The organism is Candidatus Thiodiazotropha sp. AKIB8 (assembly GCF_058244675.1).
On record NZ_JBSYOO010000010.1, the window covers coordinates 44,858 to 63,519 of the forward strand.

At 49.8% G+C, this 18,662-nt stretch carries 21 protein-coding genes; 13 read left to right on the forward strand and 8 right to left on the reverse strand.

All coding sequences use genetic code 11. The features are described from left to right. Window positions 1-53: 53 nt before the first annotated feature. Both AC4IFB_RS01695 and rpsU read right to left on the reverse strand, forming a co-directional pair. The gene (locus AC4IFB_RS01695; protein WP_490775422.1) at window positions 54-497 is read right to left on the reverse strand and encodes a GatB/YqeY domain-containing protein; all 444 of its coding nucleotides are present in this window, start codon (window positions 495-497) and stop codon (window positions 54-56) included. Window positions 498-521: 24 nt separating this feature from the next. Then, window positions 522-737 carry a 30S ribosomal protein S21 gene (gene rpsU, locus AC4IFB_RS01700; RefSeq protein ID WP_490775421.1) on the reverse strand — a complete coding sequence of 72 codons (216 nt, stop codon included), beginning with the start codon at window positions 735-737 and terminating at the stop codon, window positions 522-524. Window positions 738-857: 120 nt separating this feature from the next. On the opposite strand from rpsU, the gene tsaD reads away from it, so the two are divergent. Further along, window positions 858-1,889: a tRNA (adenosine(37)-N6)-threonylcarbamoyltransferase complex transferase subunit TsaD gene (gene tsaD, locus AC4IFB_RS01705; RefSeq protein ID WP_490779216.1), complete on the forward strand. Its 1,032-nt coding sequence runs from the start codon at window positions 858-860 to the stop codon at window positions 1,887-1,889. 118 nt (window positions 1,890-2,007) lie between these two features. On the opposite strand, the gene epmB is transcribed toward tsaD, so the two are convergent. After that, the gene (epmB, locus tag AC4IFB_RS01710) at window positions 2,008-3,048 is read right to left on the reverse strand and encodes an EF-P beta-lysylation protein EpmB (protein ID WP_490779183.1); all 1,041 of its coding nucleotides are present in this window, start codon (window positions 3,046-3,048) and stop codon (window positions 2,008-2,010) included. Here epmB and efp point away from each other — a divergent pair. The 6 genes from efp to AC4IFB_RS01740 all read left to right on the forward strand — a co-directional run bounded on the left by efp (window position 3,047) and on the right by AC4IFB_RS01740 (window position 7,938). Beyond that, entirely contained in the window at window positions 3,047-3,619 is a 573-nt protein-coding gene (efp, locus tag AC4IFB_RS01715; protein WP_490775419.1) for an elongation factor P, read from the forward strand. The genes epmB and efp overlap by 2 nt on opposite strands. Before the next feature lie 46 nt (window positions 3,620-3,665). Further along, the gene (epmA, locus tag AC4IFB_RS01720) at window positions 3,666-4,646 is read left to right on the forward strand and encodes an EF-P lysine aminoacylase EpmA (RefSeq protein ID WP_490779184.1); all 981 of its coding nucleotides are present in this window, start codon (window positions 3,666-3,668) and stop codon (window positions 4,644-4,646) included. 97 nt (window positions 4,647-4,743) lie between these two features. Then, window positions 4,744-5,694, forward strand: coding sequence for a lipase family protein (locus AC4IFB_RS01725; protein WP_490779185.1), 951 nt, complete (start codon window positions 4,744-4,746; stop codon window positions 5,692-5,694). A gap of 128 nt (window positions 5,695-5,822) precedes the next feature. Beyond that, window positions 5,823-6,539, forward strand: coding sequence for a hypothetical protein (locus AC4IFB_RS01730; protein ID WP_490779186.1), 717 nt, complete (start codon window positions 5,823-5,825; stop codon window positions 6,537-6,539). Window positions 6,540-6,562: 23 nt separating this feature from the next. Further along, window positions 6,563-6,769: a hypothetical protein gene (locus tag AC4IFB_RS01735; RefSeq protein WP_490779187.1), complete on the forward strand. Its 207-nt coding sequence runs from the start codon at window positions 6,563-6,565 to the stop codon at window positions 6,767-6,769. Next, on the forward strand, window positions 6,766-7,938 hold the full coding sequence (locus tag AC4IFB_RS01740) for a GGDEF domain-containing protein (RefSeq protein WP_490779188.1): 1,173 nt from the start codon (window positions 6,766-6,768) through the stop codon (window positions 7,936-7,938). Before AC4IFB_RS01735 ends, AC4IFB_RS01740 begins: the two co-directional genes overlap by 4 nt. A gap of 9 nt (window positions 7,939-7,947) precedes the next feature. Here AC4IFB_RS01740 and AC4IFB_RS01745 read toward each other — a convergent pair whose 3' ends face one another. Next, window positions 7,948-9,168 carry a hypothetical protein gene (locus tag AC4IFB_RS01745; RefSeq protein WP_490779189.1) on the reverse strand — a complete coding sequence of 407 codons (1,221 nt, stop codon included), beginning with the start codon at window positions 9,166-9,168 and terminating at the stop codon, window positions 7,948-7,950. A gap of 360 nt (window positions 9,169-9,528) precedes the next feature. Here AC4IFB_RS01745 and AC4IFB_RS01750 point away from each other — a divergent pair, with 360 nt between their 5' ends. The 6 genes from AC4IFB_RS01750 (at window position 9,529) to AC4IFB_RS01775 (ending at window position 14,750) form a co-directional block, all read left to right on the forward strand. Then, window positions 9,529-11,214, forward strand: coding sequence for a L,D-transpeptidase family protein (locus tag AC4IFB_RS01750; protein ID WP_490779190.1), 1,686 nt, complete (start codon window positions 9,529-9,531; stop codon window positions 11,212-11,214). Between the two features lie 301 nt (window positions 11,215-11,515). Beyond that, on the forward strand, window positions 11,516-12,079 hold the full coding sequence (gene mepK / locus AC4IFB_RS01755; protein ID WP_490775412.1) for a peptidoglycan L,D-endopeptidase MepK: 564 nt from the start codon (window positions 11,516-11,518) through the stop codon (window positions 12,077-12,079). A gap of 885 nt (window positions 12,080-12,964) precedes the next feature. Further along, a complete protein-coding gene (locus tag AC4IFB_RS01760; RefSeq protein WP_490779191.1) occupies window positions 12,965-13,309 on the forward strand; it encodes an ArsR/SmtB family transcription factor in 345 nt (114 codons plus the stop codon). Further along, window positions 13,306-14,157, forward strand: coding sequence for an arsenite methyltransferase (locus AC4IFB_RS01765; RefSeq protein ID WP_490775410.1), 852 nt, complete (start codon window positions 13,306-13,308; stop codon window positions 14,155-14,157). Before AC4IFB_RS01760 ends, AC4IFB_RS01765 begins: the two co-directional genes overlap by 4 nt. Window positions 14,158-14,284: 127 nt before the next feature. Beyond that, window positions 14,285-14,410 (forward strand): hypothetical protein, encoded by a 126-nt coding sequence (locus AC4IFB_RS01770; protein ID WP_490779192.1) that lies wholly within the window; start codon window positions 14,285-14,287, stop codon window positions 14,408-14,410. 214 nt (window positions 14,411-14,624) lie between these two features. Beyond that, window positions 14,625-14,750 carry a hypothetical protein gene (locus AC4IFB_RS01775; protein WP_490779193.1) on the forward strand — a complete coding sequence of 42 codons (126 nt, stop codon included), beginning with the start codon at window positions 14,625-14,627 and terminating at the stop codon, window positions 14,748-14,750. Between the two features lie 235 nt (window positions 14,751-14,985). On the opposite strand, the gene asd is transcribed toward AC4IFB_RS01775, so the two are convergent. Genes asd through AC4IFB_RS01795 form a run of 4 tightly spaced genes read right to left on the reverse strand, consistent with a single transcriptional unit; the run spans window position 14,986 to window position 18,515 of the window. Continuing rightward, window positions 14,986-15,888 (reverse strand): archaetidylserine decarboxylase, encoded by a 903-nt coding sequence (gene asd / locus AC4IFB_RS01780; protein WP_490775726.1) that lies wholly within the window; start codon window positions 15,886-15,888, stop codon window positions 14,986-14,988. Window positions 15,889-15,922: 34 nt separating this feature from the next. Next, window positions 15,923-16,510, reverse strand: coding sequence for a hypothetical protein (locus tag AC4IFB_RS01785; RefSeq protein ID WP_490779194.1), 588 nt, complete (start codon window positions 16,508-16,510; stop codon window positions 15,923-15,925). Beyond that, a complete protein-coding gene (locus AC4IFB_RS01790; protein ID WP_490779195.1) occupies window positions 16,507-17,331 on the reverse strand; it encodes a sulfurtransferase in 825 nt (274 codons plus the stop codon). Before AC4IFB_RS01790 ends, AC4IFB_RS01785 begins: the two co-directional genes overlap by 4 nt. Next, the gene (locus AC4IFB_RS01795) at window positions 17,328-18,515 is read right to left on the reverse strand and encodes a pyridoxal-phosphate-dependent aminotransferase family protein (protein ID WP_490779196.1); all 1,188 of its coding nucleotides are present in this window, start codon (window positions 18,513-18,515) and stop codon (window positions 17,328-17,330) included. Before AC4IFB_RS01795 ends, AC4IFB_RS01790 begins: the two co-directional genes overlap by 4 nt. Between the last annotated feature and the right edge of the window lie 147 nt (window positions 18,516-18,662).

Genomic DNA, 18,662 nt, shown 5'->3' on the forward strand with positions numbered 1-18,662 from the left:
GTGTAGTGGTGGCAAGGATAACCGAATATTCGGTGGACTGCCTCAGCTGCTTATCAACCAGCCAGCTTCTGTTTGACCAGGGCGCTTACTTTGCCCATATCGGCACGCCCCTGCATCTCAGGCTTGAGCTTGCCCATGACCTTGCCCATGTCCTGCATGCCAGCGGCACCGACTTCCTGGATGGTGCTTTCGATCATGCTGGATATCTCATCTTCGTCGAGACCGGCAGGCAGGTAGTCCTGGATGATGGCGATTTCACGCTTCTCCTGGTCTGCCAGCTCCTGGCGTCCAGCGGATTCGTATTGATCTACCGAATCCCGGCGCTGCTTGATCATTTTGTCGAGGATGGCTAGAACCTGACTGTCGTCAAGTTCTATTCTCTCATCCACCTCACGCTGTTTGATGGCAGAGGTGATCAGCCGCAAGGTGCCCAAACGGGCCTTATCCTTGGCTTTCATGGCCACCTTGACATCATCTTGGATGCGATTTTTCAACATGAGGGATAGCTACTGGTCAGAAGATCAGTATTGACGTTCGAAACGACGGCTCTCACGTGAGACCTTTTTCAGGTTACGCTTAACAGCAGCGGCTGCTTTGCGCTTGCGTTCCCAGGTGGGTTTTTCATAGAACTCACGGCGACGGACTTCGGCAAGTACGCCAGCCTTCTCGCATGAGCGCTTGAAACGACGCATAGCAACTTCAAAAGGTTCGTTCTCTTTAACGTGTACGTTAGGCATCTATGATGTATCCTCGCTTGTTTTAAGCTTCGCCGATCGATCGAAAGGCGGGAATTCTACTCATTGCTACCCCGGTTTGCAAAGGGGTTGTGTAAAAAAATCGGGTTAAATCCACTCTATATGCGTATTTTAGGTATTGAAACCTCCTGTGACGAGACCGGCGTTGCTATTTTCGACCATCAGCAGGGGTTGCTGGCGGAAGCTCTACATAGTCAGATTGCTATTCATTCAGAGTATGGGGGGGTGGTGCCGGAGCTGGCCTCCCGGGACCATGTGCGAAAGGTACTGCCTCTGATTCGTCAGCTTTTCGCTGATGCCGGCATCGAGCCTGAGAGTCTGGATGGGGTGGCCTACACAACCGGGCCGGGTCTGGTTGGAGCTTTGATGGTTGGGGCATCGGTGGGAAGAAGTCTGGCCTGGTCCTGGGGGATTCCAGGGATTGGGGTTCATCATATGGAGGGGCATCTGCTGGCACCGATGCTTGAAGCTGAGCCGCCGGCGTTCCCATTTATCGCCATGTTAGTCTCTGGAGGACATACCCAATTGGTTGAGGTGCAGGGGGTAGGGCGTTATCAATTAATGGGAGATACACTGGATGATGCCGCAGGTGAGGCTTTCGACAAGACTGCAAAGCTACTGGAATTGCCCTATCCAGGTGGACCTGAACTCTCAAAACTGGCTGAGCTGGGTGACCCGAAACGTTATCGTTTTCCCCGACCAATGACTGACCGTCCCGGTCTCGATTTCAGTTTCAGTGGACTGAAGACCTTTGCCTTGAATACCCTGCAGACGGCAACTAAAGAGGAGGGTGGCTCACTTTCAGATCAGACCCGTGCAGATATCGCCCGTGCTTTTGAAGCGGCGGTGGTGGATACCTTGCTAATCAAATGTCGTCGCGCAGTACGTCAAAGCGGAATCACACGCCTGATCATGGCCGGTGGAGTAAGCGCCAATCAGCGCTTGCGAGCGCGTATTGGGGAGATGATGGAGAAGGAAGGCGGTGCTGCTTACTATCCCAGACCAAGGTTTTGTACCGATAACGGGGCGATGATCGCCTACGCCGGGTGCCAGCGTTTGATGGCGGGAGAGCGTGCTGATTTGAGCTTTTCAGTCACTCCGAGATGGCCGATGGATGAGCTTAGAGGCTTGTAACACGCCGTACCCCGGGGTCGGAGTCGAATCGGGAGCGGAGTGGCTTGCGAGGGAAGTGCACTTGCGTTTTTTCGAGGTATTTCACGATATGTGCGCTCTCGACTCCGACCCCTGATGTTTAAATGGGAGTTTTTGATGCTTCCCCGGCGATTTCACGAACCATTTTTGGTACCAGGTAACCGGGTAGTCGTTGCAGCAGTTGCTGTTTGAGATCTTCTGCGATCTGTTGTTCCACTTCGAAGTGGGCAGCGCCGGAAACCCGGTCGAGCAGGTGGAGGTAGTAGGGCATGATGCCGACTTCAAACAGCCTCTCACTCAAACTTACCAATGTTTCTGCGTCATCATTGACCCCTTTTAGAAGTACCGATTGATTCAGCAGCGTGATGCCAGAGCGCTTCATCAGGCTACACGCCTCTGCCACTGCTGGTGAGAGTTCCCTGGGGTGGTTGACGTGTAGCACCATAACCGTTTGCAACGGGGTATCCCTCAATAGGTTGAGCAGCGCTGGCGTGATCCGTTGGGGTAGCACCGCGGGAAGGCGGGTGTGCAGTCGCAGGCGTTTGAGTTGCGGCAGGGCGTGTAACTGCAGCAGCATGTTGCTGAGGCGCTGATCATTGATCATTAAAGGGTCGCCGCCGCTGAGAATCACCTCGTTGATTGAGGGCTGCTTCTTCAGGTAATCGATGATCTGCTGCCACTGCTGTGGGGTTGCTGTACCGTTCTGGTATGGATAGTGACGTCGAAAACAGTAGCGACAGTGTATGGCACAGGCCCCGGTGGCCAGTATAAGCACCCGGCCCTGGTACTTATGCAGCAGTCCAGGTTGCTGTTTTGCTACCAGGTCGCCAACTGGATCGGCAATGAAACCGGGGGATTCAATCATCTCTTCACTGCAGGGGAGAACTTGCTGTAGTAAGGGGTCGTCCGGGTCTCCCTTGTTCATCAGAGCAGCGTATTCCCTGGGCAGCTTGATAGAAAATTGGCGCTGGGCCTGGGTTGCGCTGAAGGCGTGATCAGGATCGAGTTGCAGATACGCCAGCAGGCTTGTCAGGTCGCTAAAGCCCTGGGATAGAGCATCTTGCCACACTGATCCCTGCACACCGGCTCTCGACTCAGGTATGATGTGCGCCGCAATTGAATTGTTTCGTGAGGATGACATGGCTAGCTATAGCACCAATGAGTTTAAGGGTGGGTTGAAAATAATGATGGATGGCGACCCCTGCTCTATTATTGAAAACGAATTCGTTAAGCCTGGCAAAGGTCAGGCCTTCAATCGAGTAAAAATACGCAATCTCAAAACCGGCCGGGTTTTGGAAAAGACCTTCAAATCCGGTGAATCTGTGGAAGCTGCTGATGTCCATGAAACCGACATGCAGTACCTCTACAACGACGGTGAGTTCTGGTACTTCATGGATCCTGACAGTTTCGAGCAGGTAAGTGCCGACCAGGCAGCGGTGAGTGATGCTACAAAATGGCTCAAGGAGCAGGACCTCTGTCAGGTGACTCTGTGGAATGGCTCGCCGATTATCGTTGAGCCCCCTAAGTTTGTGGTTTTGAGTGTAGCCGATACAGATCCTGGTCTGAAAGGGGATACTTCAGGCAGTGGTGGAAAACCAGCGACATTAGAGACTGGTGCTGTGGTACGTGTGCCTCTGTTTGTGCAGATTGATGAGCTGATCAAAGTCGACACCCGCTCTGGTGAATATGTCTCTCGTGCCAAGGAAGATTGATCACGATTTGTTTTAGCGACAGATCTTATTTGAGTGATCTTTTGAGATGACCCGGAATGATGATTGGCGGCCCTCGGCCTCCTTTGCAATAATGCGTCGCCGGGCGAAGTTGTTACGTGATATTCGGGACTATTTCTGGCAGGCGGGGGTACTCGAGGTTGAGACCCCTGTCTGCTCCAGATTCGCCAATACCGATCCTGCCATCGATTGTTTCTCCACCAACTATACCGGGCCAGAGGCCGCACAGGGTCTTGCGCTCTATCTACAGACCTCCCCTGAATTTCCTATGAAGCGTCTGCTCTGTGCCGGTAGTGGGCCAATCTATCAAATATGTAAGGCGTTCCGGGATGGTGAGTTGGGTGGTCGGCATAATCCTGAATTTACCCTGTTGGAGTGGTATCGGCCTGAATACGATCACCTCAGATTGATGAATGAAGTGGCTGATTTAGTCAATGCTGTGAGTGATAGAGCCCTGCCGGTGGAGAAGCTGACCTATCGAGAGGCTTTTCAACAATTCCTTCAGATTGATCCACATATCGTTGATATCGAGCAGTTGAGAGCTTGTGCCATTGAAAATAAGCTACCAGGTGTCGAGGATCTTGTATTAGATCGGGATGGCTGGCTCGATCTGTTGCTTAGTCATTTGATCGAACCCCATTTAGGCGAACAGAAGATGACTTTTCTCTACGACTACCCAGCCAGTCAGGCTGCCTTGGCAAAAGTCAGGCAGCAGTCACCTGCGGTAGCCGAACGGTTTGAGCTCTATATGTCTGGCGTTGAGATTGCTAACGGATTCCATGAGCTGGATGATGCGGAAGAACAGAAACGACGCTTCACTGAAGATAATCAGCGCAGACTTGAAGCGGGACGATCATCATTGCCTATGGATGAGTGGTTGCTAAAAGGGCTTTCTGAGGGATTGCCCCACTGTTCTGGTGTGGCCTTGGGGTTGGATCGTTTATTGATGGTGTTGTCAGGCTGTGACAAGATCGAGGATGTGATCAGCTTCGGTTTTTTTCGGGCTTGAGCGGTTCAGAGAGCAACCCTGCTAAAATAAATTCTCATCGATTTGTCTACTATGCTTCAGGTCACGCAGAGGACACAAGCAATCAATAGAGGTGCTCTTGATTCACTTTTTCAGACAAGGGATAGAGCAGGGCAACTCAATGGTTTATGTCGACGATATCCGCAAGCTCAACTCTAGTCGTATTGAGCTGTTGATCGAATGCAGTTTACAGGCCTATAACGCCTTCTCAGAGAGCCAGGCTGACCAGTGTCTTTCAGAAAATGTAACCCCCCCTATGGGATTTGAACTGCTCGACTCCTGGAGTGGTGTGGATGCTCTGTTTGGAGAGGGGAAAAAAGTTGAAACCTATGGCCTGGTATTTCGTTCTGTCGAGGCCCCTTGGCGATATGTTTTTGCTTTTCGTGGTACAGACAGTGCATTGGATATGCTCGATGATTGTGGTGTCGAACCGCAAGCTTTTGTGCCCTTTGACTCTGATGTGGTTGTGCCAGATGAGGTTTGGGTCGAGTCTGGATTCAACGATATTTACAGAGGTGAATATGGCGTTGTAAGTTCGATGCAACAGCAGCTGTTCGCTTTGATTGATAAATATCTGGCTTCATCAAAGCCTGTCAGTGAGGTCTATATCACTGGCCACAGTCTGGGGGGAGCATTGAGCCAACTGTTCATGCTGGATCTGGCCCTCTCCAGGCCGGAAGTTACTGGTGAGAACATCAATTTTGCATCACCACGTGTAGGCAATGGAGCATTCGTCGATTTTTACCGGACTCAGACACCCGATACAAACCTGAGAGTAGTGAATTTTCATGATGCTGTTCCTAATATGCCCCCTGAAGAGCTAGGATTCAAACACTACCCTGCGGGCTACCTGATTGCTTTTCATGCTAATGACATGCTTGGTAAATTGGATCTCAAGGCTGCGCATTCTAGTGTCAACTATAAGGCGGTCATTGCCTGTGCCGTAAACAGCGGTGATGGCATATGTTGTGACAAGCAACTGCCGGTTGGTGAAAATGTAACGATTCGATGCGATCGGCCAAAAACTTAAGTATTGATGATCTAAACTATCTGGAACAGTGGCCGCAAAGCTTTCATAGCTTTAATGGAACGGTGTACAGTGGTTAGTGGGCCGTTAGGATACCGCTGCTGAATAGCCACAATCTAAAGAGGCATGATATGTCGATAATAAAGGATGTTCTGGAAGAAGCAGAAGCGATAGCGGTCAAGTTACATAAGCAGCCAGATGGCTATGATCCAGCAGAGTTGAAAACGCTTGCAGAAATAGCCGATACGATTAGCTGTGGATCTGTATTGCTATGTAGTGGTACAGCAGCAGAGAGTCGATTGATTGAAGAGGTAGATGAGACAGATTTCAGCCACTCTGCGATGATTGTCCGATTTCATGGTGATCCTCAACTCTATCTGTGGACCGCTGATACGATAGATCAGATGGACGATCAGATAGACAAGGAGTCGAATCCGGATCATCCAGGAACCCATCTGTTGATCCTTGCGGACTATGTTGCCAATCTGGACAAGTACTATCCTTCCCCCGATGGTTCAAAATATCGTTTTGCTGTCGCCAGATTGCAGGGGGTAGAGATCGATGAGAAAAGACTCTGGTCAGTGATGTATGACTATGACGGTACACCCTTTCCTCCAACCAAGCAGGAGTTTCTCCATTGGATAGAGGGTCAGGCTGATGTAGATAGCGGTATGTTGAATTCGTTCTGTGCCCAGATGGTGGCCAATACCTACCAGAAAATGGGTTGGCTTAGCAAGAAACACCCACCAAATCACTACAATCCTGGTTCATTTGCCAAGACAGAGACGATCAACAGGGAGTTGACTGGCAGTGCAAGTCTCCAGCAACCTCAATATTTTAAGCTGTAGCGTGATTCACCCAACAGGTGATCATGACTATCGAAGCTATTTTCTACAAAATCAGGAATCAGCCATTAGAATGGAGCGGTCAACTGATTTTTTTAGGTTCAATGTCTGCTCTGGTTATCTGTTCAAGCCAAAGCTTTTCAACTATGATGCGAGCAAGCGAGGGAAGCGCTTTTTATAGCAAGGTGTTCTTTTTTTTTAGCTTTTTGCAAACCAAACCTATCCTCGCATGACACTCGATATCCCATCCATCTACTTTGTCAGCGTCGTCACCAATCTGGCGATGACCTTTGCTGTGGTGATTGTTGCACTACGTCAGTCAATACCTGGATTGACAAAGCTTGGCTGGGCACTGGTTGCGAATAGCGGTTATTATCTTATGGTCGGTGCCCGAGATGTCATTCCTGAGATCCTGGCAGTCGGTATTGGTAATATGTTGGGGGCATTGACCCTTACCTTGGTTTTAAAGGCTGTGCTCAACATACGTCGTGCACAATTACTCCCTGCACTCTATATCATTCCGGTTGTGCTGATGCTGATTGTGAGCCTCTTGCTGATTGATGACAGGGCGGCCAGACTCATCATCGCTTCGTTTATCCTCAGTTATCAGATTGCTTTGATTCTATGGGCGTTGTTGCGCAAGGGTAATGTTTTCGTCGGGCGCGGCCGGATGATTATGGCCATAGCCTGTGTTGTCGGCATGTCGACTATGACCTATCGAGGTTTATCTTTGTGGTTTGGATGGCATGAGGTTTCGCCATTCCAGTCCAGGGATACTCTGACAACCCTGTTCTACATGATCAACTATCTGGGTATGTTTTTTCTTGCTTTTGGTTTTGTATTGACAACGGTTGAACAGAGCGCTGAACAGAATCGGCGCATGGCCCGCGAAGACCCTTTGACCGGACTCTCAAACCGACGTGCACTCTTTGAAATCATGGATAAGCTATTTGCCAAAGCTGAAACTGATGGTCAGCCGCTAAGCTTGATGATTATAGATGTGGATCTGTTCAAGCAGGTTAATGATCGTCACGGACATCAGGTGGGTGATGTGGTGTTGAAACATGTCGCGACTACCATCAAAGAGCGTCTTCGCAAGGGTGATATTGTTGGACGCATCGGAGGCGAGGAGTTTCTCGTGGTCTTACCTGAAACCCCGCCTGATGGGGCGATACAACTTGCAGAGGAACTGAGGCACTCCATGGCTTCAAAATCGGTTGCCAACAATGGAGATGAGATTGGCGTGACAATCAGTATTGGACTCTACTGCTCTGGATGTTTGGCATCTTCGCAGACCCCGGATAGTGTCATAGCCTCTGCGGACAAGGCCCTCTATCGGGCCAAGAGTAATGGTCGCAACCGGGTTGAGATCAATGAGGTTATCTCTGCCGTCTCCGCATAAATTATCTGTTCACACACCCATTTTGAAGTGGAGGAATCCACCCCTCTCTGTATAGTTGTGCTTAGGGTGGTTGTACTGCTGATCCTCTCTGAACGAGTGGTAGTAGGAGATGTCAGCTGTAATATCTTTTCCAACAGGGAGAGTGATCGATAGTGACCACTTATCCTCATCCCGCTTATTGTTATAGGGGCCGATACCACCGAGTATGGCTACATATAGTGGGTCAGCGATAGTTGCATTGGCCTTGTGGATCGATTTTGAGTTTTCTAGAGTCATCTGCCAATCATCCCAACTAATACCAATTGTGACTATATTGCTCTCTTTCCGCTCGGTCAGTTTTTCTGTTGCGGGAAGATAGGGTCGCTGACCTTCGCCATCATGGCGCACAAAATTCAATTCAATTTCAAGACCATTCAATCGACCTGCCAGCTCAATGCCTTTTAAAACATCGTCGCTCTCAAGTGGATTGAAAGAACCCCGATAGGAGCCCCAACCAAAAATGGGAGCAATCAGGGTTATGCCATCCGTTTCACTATTCAGATGGAGACCAGCGGCAATATCGGTATGGTCATAATCAAAACGGTTGTCCGGAAATAGTGGGGTGGTATAGATGTTGTTCTTATTGCCACTGATACTCTTCGTGTGAAGATAGAGCTGGTTGTAAGTGCCTGTTGCTTCAAAGGTGTTTTCAGCTGCATCAACCAGACTGTTATAGTCGACAAATGATGTGTGATGTCTGAGCGTATAGTCGTGGATCTCTCGTTGCCACTCCAGCCTGGCATCAAATTGATCACTGTCATAGTCAATCATTGCGCCAATACCTTCAATGCTAATATGCTTTCCACCCGGCTCATCATCGGTCTTACCCAAATAATCACGAATGCCGAATCCAGCCTTGAATACACCTTCGCCTGTATCCCATTTTGCCCCGTAACGGCATTCTAGGTCGTGTGCTGAGAACGATTTCCAATCAGCATTCCGAACATCAGAGATACCAACGATATTGTTGAACGAATCAATTCTTGTCTCGCCAGTAAGCAAACCTGGTTTACAACGGAAGAGTCCTACTGGCGTTATGAGTGAGGCGGAAACCCCCAGGGTATTGAGGTGGTAGTCGATATCCTGGCGTGTCTTGGTGAAGGCACCGATTGTCAGACTCTCTATAGCTTGTAGATCCGCGACCAAAAAGAGAAATGGCAGGGAGAGTATCTGGCGGGTTCTTTGTAACATATGAATAGGAAATAGTGGATCTATGTGTGAGTGCGTCGACGACAGTAATAGAGCCTGTAACTAGACACTATTTAAATATAATAATCCAATCTACATTTTTCAGATAGCTGACAGAGTTTAAGGACTCTCAACTTTACCCTGTTATTAGCAGGGCTAAACTGTTTTATTCCCCATTCTCCACTAAGCTTAAGGAAGGACTGATTATTCTGGTTCAGAGGATATGTGTGGGTTCATTTCAGGGAAGAGTGGCTTTGTTTGAACAGGCTAAACATCCTTTCTGATGTGAGTCGGCTGCCACTCCAGTTTTTCCAGCCAGAAGCTATTAAAGAGATTTTTTACGATATTTTACAGTATTGAATAATGATTCAGTATGCGGGTCGTATGGTGGTGCAACTATATAGGCGTTGTCGAATTGGTTTTTTTGTGTTGCTACTTTTGGCTTCGCTAGGCGTGGCCAATGCCGGCACTCTGGTGGTAGAAAAACAGGGGCTGGTAGTGCCTCTGATAACAGATCTGCCAAAAGGGTTAGCGCTCGATTGGCCTCAATTGGAACAGTTTTACGAGACCCAGCAGCAACCGTTTGTCTGGCATGATGAGGGGCAACTCAACGCTCGGGGGAGGATGCTGTTTGAGTGGCTTGCGTCGTCTGTTCAGCAGGGATTGAATCCACGAGACTACTATGTGGATCGCTTGCGCTATCTGTTAAATAGCTTTCAACCCAGTCATCGCTTTCTTCGTGAACTACTGCTTACTGAAGGTTATCTGCGTCTTGCAAAAGATATGCGCCTTGGCAGTACTGATCCACAACTGGTTGATCCACAGTGGCAACTTGCTGGCGACCAATTTGATCCATTGGCGCTTCTTGTTGATGCACTGCGGGATCACTCACTCTCCGCTTTATTGGCTAAGCTCAAGCCGACAAGTGCCGCTTACTGGCGTCTTGCTCAAGCACTGAATTACTATCGGGCCATTCAGGTCTACGGCGGATGGGATTCACTCCAGGGTGAACAGATACTGCGCCCTGGAGCGCGTCATGCTCATGTCGCTGATCTACGCAGGCGTTTAGAAGTTGAGCAGCGTTGGCCACAACAACCTGTAAATGATGCTGACTATTTTGATCAAAGTTTAGCTGCGGATTTACGCCAATTTCAGCGACGTATGGGCTTGAAAGATGACGGCATTCTTGGCAAGGATACACGCCAGGCGCTGAATGTTTCCGTTGAAACCCGTATCGCTCAAATTCGGGTTAACCTGGAACGTTGGCGTTGGTTACCCAATGAGTTGGCGGCTCGTTATCTGCTGGTCAATACCGCTGGTTTCGAGATTGAGTTGATTGATCAGGGTCGTACACTGTTTCATGTGCGAACAGTAAATGGTCGTAAAGAGCGACAAACCCCATCTTTTAACAGCACGGTCACCCATCTTGTGTTTAATCCTCAGTGGACGGTACCCAGATCGATTGCAGTTAAGGATATATTGCCGAAACTACAGTCAGACCATGAATATCTGCAGCATAAACGCATGAGTGTCTACGAGAGGATAGGGGGTGAGTGGCAAGAGGTCGATGCATCACAAATCGACTGGCTGGCTTACCATGAGGATAACTTCCCCTTTGTGCTTAAGCAGGAAGCCGGGGCAGGTAACAGCCTGGGACGTATTAAATTTCATATGCCTAATCAGCATGATATCTATCTGCACGATACCTCTGCGCCGGGGCTCTTCAATCGCCAGAGTCGCGCCCTCAGTTCAGGTTGTATTCGTGTGGAATCAGCAGATCAACTGGCTCGATTACTGATGCAGGATCATACTACTCAAGAGCTCTCCGTAGATGAGTTACTCGATTCAGATAATACTCACCTGACCTCTCTGGTAAATCCTATACCTGTCTATCTGACCTACTTTACCAGCTGGGTGGATGAGTCTGGACAGATCCATTTTCGCCCCGATATCTATCATCGGGATTGGCAGTTGATGATGTCCATGGGGGAGGGGATGGGCCATTTTACTGCCGAGTACGCAGCTGCTCCAGCAGGGGCCTCTCTCTGAAGTTAGTTAAATATGAGGTAAAAGCTACTATTGAAGCAACAAGGCTTGTTGCTTGATAGATAAGCGGCGGTTTATTAAATTTCCACTTCAATAATCCACCACAGATCGATTTAGATCAACATTGGTGTGGCTCGATATTACCCGGTTCCCATTGGGTTAAATCCTTAATGCTCAGTAGGTTACTGTGACCTCAGTCACACGCCCAGCGTACCTGTAGGCTGTTTATTGAACTTTGTCTGGATTTTCTTCAGAAACTGCCGAAAATATCGTCGACTCCTTACTGCAGAGTGAACAAACAGTCATGGCGATTTCTCAAGTTTCAACGGTCAGCCGATTAAGCCGAAGAGCATTTTTAGGTGGATGCCTCTCGGTCGGGGGTATGCTGGTTGCCTCACCGCTGATGGCTGGTTTGATCCAGGAGAATCAACGGACACTCTCTTTTCGCCATACCCATACCGGTGAAAAAGAGAAGATCACCTATTGGCGTGATGGTCACTATCTCAATCAGGAGCTGCAGCAGCTCAATCACTTGTTGAGGGATCACCGAACTGGTGAAATTGCGGCTATGGACACCGGCCTGTTGGATCTGTTGTACGGGTTGCAGCTAAAAGTCGGCAAGAGAGGCGACTATGAGATCATCTCAGCATATCGATCGCCTAAAACAAACCAGATGTTACGCAGCAAGAGCAATGGGGTTGCTAAAAAGAGTTTTCATATGCAGGGAAAGGCAATCGATGTCAGGCTCTGCAACTGTGACTTGAAGTATCTCAGAGAGAGTGCGCTCGCGTTAAAGGCTGGAGGTGTTGGCTACTACCCGAAATCCGGATTTCTACACCTTGATACCGGCCGGGTTCGACGCTGGTAATCCTCTGCTCCTATCTGAGGAGACTACAACCCTTCTATGAGGTCTTGTTTATCAAGCCCGGTCTACCCAGGATTAGTTTACTGGTGGATCACCTTCTGTCATGACTGTCCTTCCGGTTCTGTTTTTGAGTAAGTCAGTCTAGATCTGTTTTTTGTTGCCTCGGTTCTGATATGCGATCAGACCATTTTGCCAGATACCGCCTTCTATCCGTTCTGGTCTCGTAAGCCTGCAACTCGTAGCCTGGATGAAGTGCAACGAAATCCAGGAGAGCAGTACACCAATCATCCCTACTGCCTAGTCCGTAGCCTGGATGGAGTGTAACGGAATCCGGGGGGGAACAGTGTACCAACCATCCCGGATTCCGCTGTGCTCCATCCAGGCTACCTGGCTAGAAGAATTTGATTGTAAAAATAAGGCCACTTGATACTGCTTTTGCCTTCAATGGTGGGGCATGGCCCCACCCTACAGTTCGAGCAGTTAGGGGCATGGCTCCACCCTACCTGTCCGTATTGGCGTAGGGTGGGGCCATGCCCCACCGAGAAGTCAAGTTGATCAACTGGTAAGGGTGGTGGCAAGTTTCGAAGTGCCTGCAGGGGGTTGTAATGTTACTCCTCAAGATGCGGCTGACGCTCTGCAGCCGCTACTTGCTGAGAGCTGGCAGGCTACTGCCTAGTCCGTAGCCTGGATGGAGTGTAACGGAATCCGGGGGGAACAGCGTACCAACCATCCCGGATTCCGCTGTGCTCCATCCAGGCTACCTTGCTTGAATCTATTCCGGTTTGTGCAGAAGCGAAGAAAATCTTCAAAAGTAGTTTCCATTCACTTCAGCAGCTATTTTCTTAAAAGGTATTGTCATTTACCGTTTTGTCTTCTATAGTTCGAAACATGTCGAAATATAGAAGAGATGATGGAGAGATGGCTGAGATGTTCAAGGCTTTGGGTAATTCCCATCGGCTGCAGATCTTTAAGCGCTTGAGCAGTTGCTGTCAGCCTGGTACCCGTTGTGACTTAGAGCAGGCTATGTCGTTCAGTGTAGGAGAGTTGGGCGAAGGACTTGGAATAGCCCCTTCAACACTCTCACACCACCTTAAAGAGCTGCACCGATCGGGATTGATCGAAATGGAGCGGCAGGGAAAGCGCGTAGTTTGCTGGATCGATCCTGAGACGCTTACAAGTCTCGGTAACTTTTTCAAAAACGAATTCCGAGTAACACCTGGAGAAGATTTATGACTGAGAAAACAAGCTGTTGTGGAACAGAGTCAAAACATGAAGCTGGTGATGATAGCCATCGTCAACAAGTGCGAGAAGCCTATACTCAGGTTGCAATTGCCAACAATGAAGGCGATTGCTGTGGGGTTGAGTCAAGTTGCTGTGGTGTGTCTGACGATGCCTCGATCAATACTCTGATTTCAACCCGTCTTGGATATAGCGAGAGTGACCTCCAGCATGTGCCAAAAGGTGCAGATATGGGACTGGGGTGTGGTAACCCTAAGGCAATTGCATCTTTACAGCCAGGAGAGACCGTTGTGGATCTGGGCTCGGGTGGTGGTTTCGATTGCTTTCTGGCCGCGGCGGAAGTGGGGGAAGAGGGGGCTGTGATCGGTGTCGATATGACCCCTGAAATGTTATCTAAAGCCCGAAGTAATGCTGAAAAAGGAAACTACAACAATGTTGAGTTCCGCCTCGGTGAGATAGAGGCATTGCCGATTGCGGATAACACCGCAGATGTGATCATTTCAAACTGTGTAATCAATTTATCACCAGACAAGGCAAGGGTCTTCAAAGACGCACATAGGGTATTAAAACCAGGTGGCCGTTTGGCGATCTCCGATGTTGTGGCAACTGTGGAGTTACCTGAAGAGATGCGAAATGATCCTCAGCTTATCGCAGGTTGTATGGGGAATGCTTCATTGATTGGAACCCTGGAGGGGTGGATAGAAGCGGCAGGTTTTGAATCCATTCGCATCCAGCCCAAAGATGAATCACGGGATTTTATTCGTGATTGGGCACCGGGGCGTGGTGTTGAGGATTATGTGGTCTCGGCAACCATTGAGGCGATAAAGCCGATAAATGGGTAGTTCTAGAAGATTTTGATTGTAAAAAAAGGCTGATTGATACTACTTTTCACCTTCAATGGTGGGGCATGGCCCCACCCTACCTGTCCATATTGGCGTAGGGTGGGGCCATGCCCCACCGAGAAGTCAAATGGATCAACTGGTGAGGGTGCTGGCAATTTTCGAAGTGCCTGCAGGGGTTGGTAATGTTACTCCTCAGGATGCGGCTGATGCTCTGCAGCCGCTATTTGCTGAGAGCTGGCAGGATACTGCCTAGTCCGTAGCCTGGATGGAGTGTAACGGAATCCGGGGGGAACAGTGTACCAACCATCCCGGATTCCGCTGTGCTCCATCCCGGCTACCTAGCTAGAAGGTTTTTGATTGTAAAAAAGGCCGATTGATACTGCTTTTTACCTTCAATGGTGGGGCATGGCCCCACCCTACCTGTCCATATTGGCGTAGGGTGGGGCCATGCCCCACCGAGAAGTCAAATGGATCAACTGGTGAGGGCGGTGGCAAGTTTCGAAGTGCCTGCAGGGGTTGGTAATGTTACTCCTCAGGATGCGGCTGATGCTCTGCAGCCGCTACTTGCTGAGAGCTGGCAGGCTACTGCCTAGTCCGTAGCCTGGATGGAGTTTAACGGAATCCGGGGGGAATAGCGTACCAACCAACCCGGATTCCGCTGTGCTCCATCCAGGCTACCTAGCTAAAGATTTTGATTGTAAAAATAAGGCCACTTGATACTGCTTTTTGCTTTAAATGGTGGGGCATGGCCCCACCCTACAGTTCGAGCAGCGTTGTTCAGTATTAATCTTATTGAGATGAGTAGGTTTTGTTGAGGTTACCCATTGGTCAGGTTAGATTTCCGATCCCGCTGCCCATCTGAACGGGCGTTCCAGGGGTGAAATCCTCGAACCACTCCACTGCGTCTTTACCAAATAGCAGGATCACTGTGGAACCCATGTTGAATCGTCCCATCTCTTCTCCTTTATCCAACTCCACCGTGGTAGGTTGCTGCAGAGGTTCATAGTTCCAGCTTGAGACTCTCAACTGGCTGGGTGTGACTGTGCCTGCCCATACAGTTTCGATGCTGGAGACAAATATGGCGCCCACCAGGATCATTGCCATTGGCCCAGCCGCTGTTTCGAAGAGGCAGATAACCCGCTCGTTGCGGGCGAAAAGTCGGGGTACTTTTCGACATGTTGTCTCGTTAACGCTAAACAGACGTCCAGGTACATGCACCATTTTTTTCAGTTTTCCACCCAGGGGCATATGCAGACGATGGTAGTCTCTGGGGGAGAGGTAGATGGTGGCGAAGTGCCCCTCATCAAACAACCTGGTCATCTCCAGGTCGCCCCCCAGCAGTTCGAACAGCGAGTAATCGTGTCCCTTGGCCTGAAACAGGTAACCTGCTTCAATGTCACCAGCCTGGCTGAGGGTGCCATCTGCGGGGCTGGCAATTTCATTGGCCAGCTGAGTGACTGGTCGGGCATCCGGCTGCAAGGCACGAGTGAAAAAATCGTTGAAACTGCGGTAGCGGGTGGGGTCACTTTCGATTGCTTCCTGCATATCAACTTTGTACCAGTCAATTGCGCGTCTTATCAGCAGGTCCTTAACTGACTTAGTTTCGATCCGGGTCAGACTATGCATCAAACGGGACAGCAGGTGGTGGGGAAGCAAGTACTGGAGGGTCACGAACAGACCTTCAAGAAACCTTTGTGGAAACTCTTTTTGTTTGGATTCGGTTTGATTCATTTTTGACTACTGGGTTGAACCTGAATCCGTGGCTTCAGGTAGAGGTTAATATCTGGATTAAATCCCTGGCGATAGTAGCTGCATCCACCCCATCGGTAAATAGGGCGTGCAAGTGACCTTCGGGACCGATTAAGTAGAGTACAGGCTCTGAACCGTTGAGATCGACACCAAATTTGTTAAAGGCCTCTTCTATCTGCGTAGGGGATCCCTGCAATCCAAATATATTGCCACTGAGTTGAGAAATGGTGCTATCCAGAGCCGCTTCTTTGGATTTTGGCAGATAGAGATAGTGTGCCTTTTGCTGTAACTCAGGGTGTGTTGCGATGCGATTGTGAACCTTCAACAGTCGGGTGAAGGCGGGTGTGGGTTGAGATCTCCCACTAGGATCCAGCATCAGCAGGCTCCAATGGTCGAGCAATCGATGGTTTTCAAATGGCTCTTTGGATTGATCCTGCAGCTTGAATGTGGGGACAGGGGTAGGAGGGGATATGGTGATACCGCTGATTTTTGGGGTGTCACGGCTGGTTTTATGTGAGATACCCGCATAGTAGGCGAGGCCGAAAGTTAACAGGGCCAGGCTCAGAATAACAAACCGGCGTTGTGATGATGAGGGTCGTCTCATGTGGTGACTTTGGGTGTGTCATCCCGGTTGCCCCAGTCAGACCATGATCCTGGATAGCCTCTGCAACGCTCAAATCCGAGATATTGAAGCACGAACCAGGTCAGAGAGGAGCGATGGTGTGTCTGACAATAGGTAATGACCTCTTTGTCTGGGGTTATGCCCAGCTCAGAGAGCATCGCTCTTAATGTTGTTTCAGGTTTCAGGCGGAGATTCCGTTGTCGATCCATTACTTCCAGCCAGTCCAGGTTGACCGCACCAGGAATATGCCCCGGATATTGAGAAAAGCGGGAGAGACCTCTGAATTCATTGATGCTTCTAGCATCCCATAACGCCAGCTCCGGTGATTCCACTCTTTCGAGAATATAGTCGGTAGTCGCCACCACCCGGTGATCCGGTGCTACTTGGTAGTTGGTGGGTGAAGGTGTGGTGACCTCCCTACTACAGGAGTTGCCCTCATTGGCCCATGCATGCAGACCGCCATTCAATAGCGAGTAGTGCTTATGTCCCATGGCATGCAGTGTCCATAGCAGGCGCGATGCATTGCCACCCCCTTCATCATCATAGGCGACAACATGGGTGTCGTTGCCGATACCATGTTCGGAAAAGAGCTGCTGCAGCTGTTCTGGATCCGGTAACAGTCCATGAGTAGGGTGGTCAGAGAGGGTGATGGCCGAGTAGGCAAGATGTACCGAACCTGGGATATGCAGTTCCCGGTAGGTACTATCTTTACAAAGATCCACCACACGCAGGTTTTCTGCCTGTTCGTTCAAACAGGCACTCAAAACCTCCGGTTCCAGCAGAAGTGGAAGTTGCTGATTCAACTTTCTGATGAGAGCGATTTTTGTACTGCTGCCAGTGCAACGCCTCTATTGATCGGTGCATTCATCTCACTTAATACTGCCTCAAGGGAGCTGACACAGAGCAGAATGTTCTCAGCTCTTGCGCTATGGCCCATCAGGCCGATGCGCCAAACTTTACCTGCCAGAGCGCCAAGCCCAGCACCCACTTCCAGGTTGTACTCATTGAGCAAGCGGCTGCGTACTGATGCATCATCAACGCCCTGGGGAATGGATACGGCGTTCAATTGCGGTAGGCGGTGGGCTTCATCAACGATGAAATCGAGCCCCATTGCTTCGAGACCCGCTTTAAGCGCATTGTGCATTTTGATGTGGCGTGCCCAGGAATTTTCCAGCCCTTCTGCCTGCAGTATACAGAGTGCCTCATGTAGACCATAGAGACCATTTACTGGTGCGGTGTGGTGATAGGCGCGCTTTTGGCCGCTGCCCCAATAGCCCATGACCAGGTTCAGGTCGAGAAACCAGCTTTGTACCTTCTGCTTTCGGTTTCTGACTTTCTCCAGGGCGCGTTCGTTGAAACTGATGGGTGAGATACCGGGGGCACAGGAGAGGCACTTCTGTGTTCCTGAATAGATGCTGTCAATTCCCCATTCATCGACTTTAAGCTCGCTCCCTCCCAGGGATGTGACTGCGTCGACGATGGTCAGGCAGTCGTGACGATGAGCCAGTTCCACCAGTTCCTTAGCATCGGATCTTGCGCCTGTGGAGGTCTCGGCGTGGACAAACGCCACTATTTTTGCGTCGCTGTTCGATTGTAATGCGGCTTCTACTTTTTCCAGGCTGACAGCCGTGCCCCATTCATCTTCAACCATGATAGGCGTGCCACCACAACGCTCGACATTCTCCTTCATACGTCCGCCAAAAACGCCGTTCTGACAAACGATAACCTTATCTCCGGGTTCTACCAGATTGACGAAACAGGTCTCCATGCCGGCTGAACCTGGCGCAGAGACAGGCATGGTCAGTGCATTTTCGGTCTGGAAGGCATACTGCAGCAGCGCCTTTGTCTGTTCCATCATCTCTACGAATAGAGGGTCCAGATGGCCAATTGTGGGACGTGACAAAGCTTCCAGAATTCGGGGATGGACGTCTGAGGGGCCAGGGCCCATCAAGGTGCGGACAGGGGGGTTAAAGCTTGGAGTAGTCATGAAGAACTGCCTTATTGTTAGAGGGTATGAGACAAAGTCATTAATTCCGGATGCTGAGTATAAGTGTCGAGCCGATTCTGCATCAAGCAGTTACAGCCTGACGAGCTATAGGGTAATGATGGGGAGGGCGATTCCTGACGCCTGATG

Coding starts and splice junctions, on each gene's coding strand:
- AC4IFB_RS01695 (WP_490775422.1), bottom strand. CDS start 497: ATGTTGAAAAATCGCATCCAAGATGATGTCAAGGTGGCCATGAAAGCC.
- rpsU (WP_490775421.1), bottom strand. CDS start 737: ATGCCTAACGTACACGTTAAAGAGAACGAACCTTTTGAAGTTGCTATG.
- tsaD (WP_490779216.1), top strand. CDS start 858: ATGCGTATTTTAGGTATTGAAACCTCCTGTGACGAGACCGGCGTTGCT.
- efp (WP_490775419.1), top strand. CDS start 3,047: ATGGCTAGCTATAGCACCAATGAGTTTAAGGGTGGGTTGAAAATAATG.
- epmB (WP_490779183.1), bottom strand. CDS start 3,048: ATGTCATCCTCACGAAACAATTCAATTGCGGCGCACATCATACCTGAG.
- epmA (WP_490779184.1), top strand. CDS start 3,666: ATGACCCGGAATGATGATTGGCGGCCCTCGGCCTCCTTTGCAATAATG.
- AC4IFB_RS01730 (WP_490779186.1), top strand. CDS start 5,823: ATGTCGATAATAAAGGATGTTCTGGAAGAAGCAGAAGCGATAGCGGTC.
- AC4IFB_RS01735 (WP_490779187.1), top strand. CDS start 6,563: ATGACTATCGAAGCTATTTTCTACAAAATCAGGAATCAGCCATTAGAA.
- AC4IFB_RS01740 (WP_490779188.1), top strand. CDS start 6,766: ATGACACTCGATATCCCATCCATCTACTTTGTCAGCGTCGTCACCAAT.
- AC4IFB_RS01745 (WP_490779189.1), bottom strand. CDS start 9,168: ATGTTACAAAGAACCCGCCAGATACTCTCCCTGCCATTTCTCTTTTTG.
- AC4IFB_RS01750 (WP_490779190.1), top strand. CDS start 9,529: ATGATTCAGTATGCGGGTCGTATGGTGGTGCAACTATATAGGCGTTGT.
- mepK (WP_490775412.1), top strand. CDS start 11,516: ATGGCGATTTCTCAAGTTTCAACGGTCAGCCGATTAAGCCGAAGAGCA.
- AC4IFB_RS01760 (WP_490779191.1), top strand. CDS start 12,965: ATGTCGAAATATAGAAGAGATGATGGAGAGATGGCTGAGATGTTCAAG.
- AC4IFB_RS01765 (WP_490775410.1), top strand. CDS start 13,306: ATGACTGAGAAAACAAGCTGTTGTGGAACAGAGTCAAAACATGAAGCT.
- AC4IFB_RS01770 (WP_490779192.1), top strand. CDS start 14,285: ATGGATCAACTGGTGAGGGTGCTGGCAATTTTCGAAGTGCCTGCAGGG.
- AC4IFB_RS01775 (WP_490779193.1), top strand. CDS start 14,625: ATGGATCAACTGGTGAGGGCGGTGGCAAGTTTCGAAGTGCCTGCAGGG.
- asd (WP_490775726.1), bottom strand. CDS start 15,888: ATGAATCAAACCGAATCCAAACAAAAAGAGTTTCCACAAAGGTTTCTT.
- AC4IFB_RS01785 (WP_490779194.1), bottom strand. CDS start 16,510: ATGAGACGACCCTCATCATCACAACGCCGGTTTGTTATTCTGAGCCTG.
- AC4IFB_RS01795 (WP_490779196.1), bottom strand. CDS start 18,515: ATGACTACTCCAAGCTTTAACCCCCCTGTCCGCACCTTGATGGGCCCT.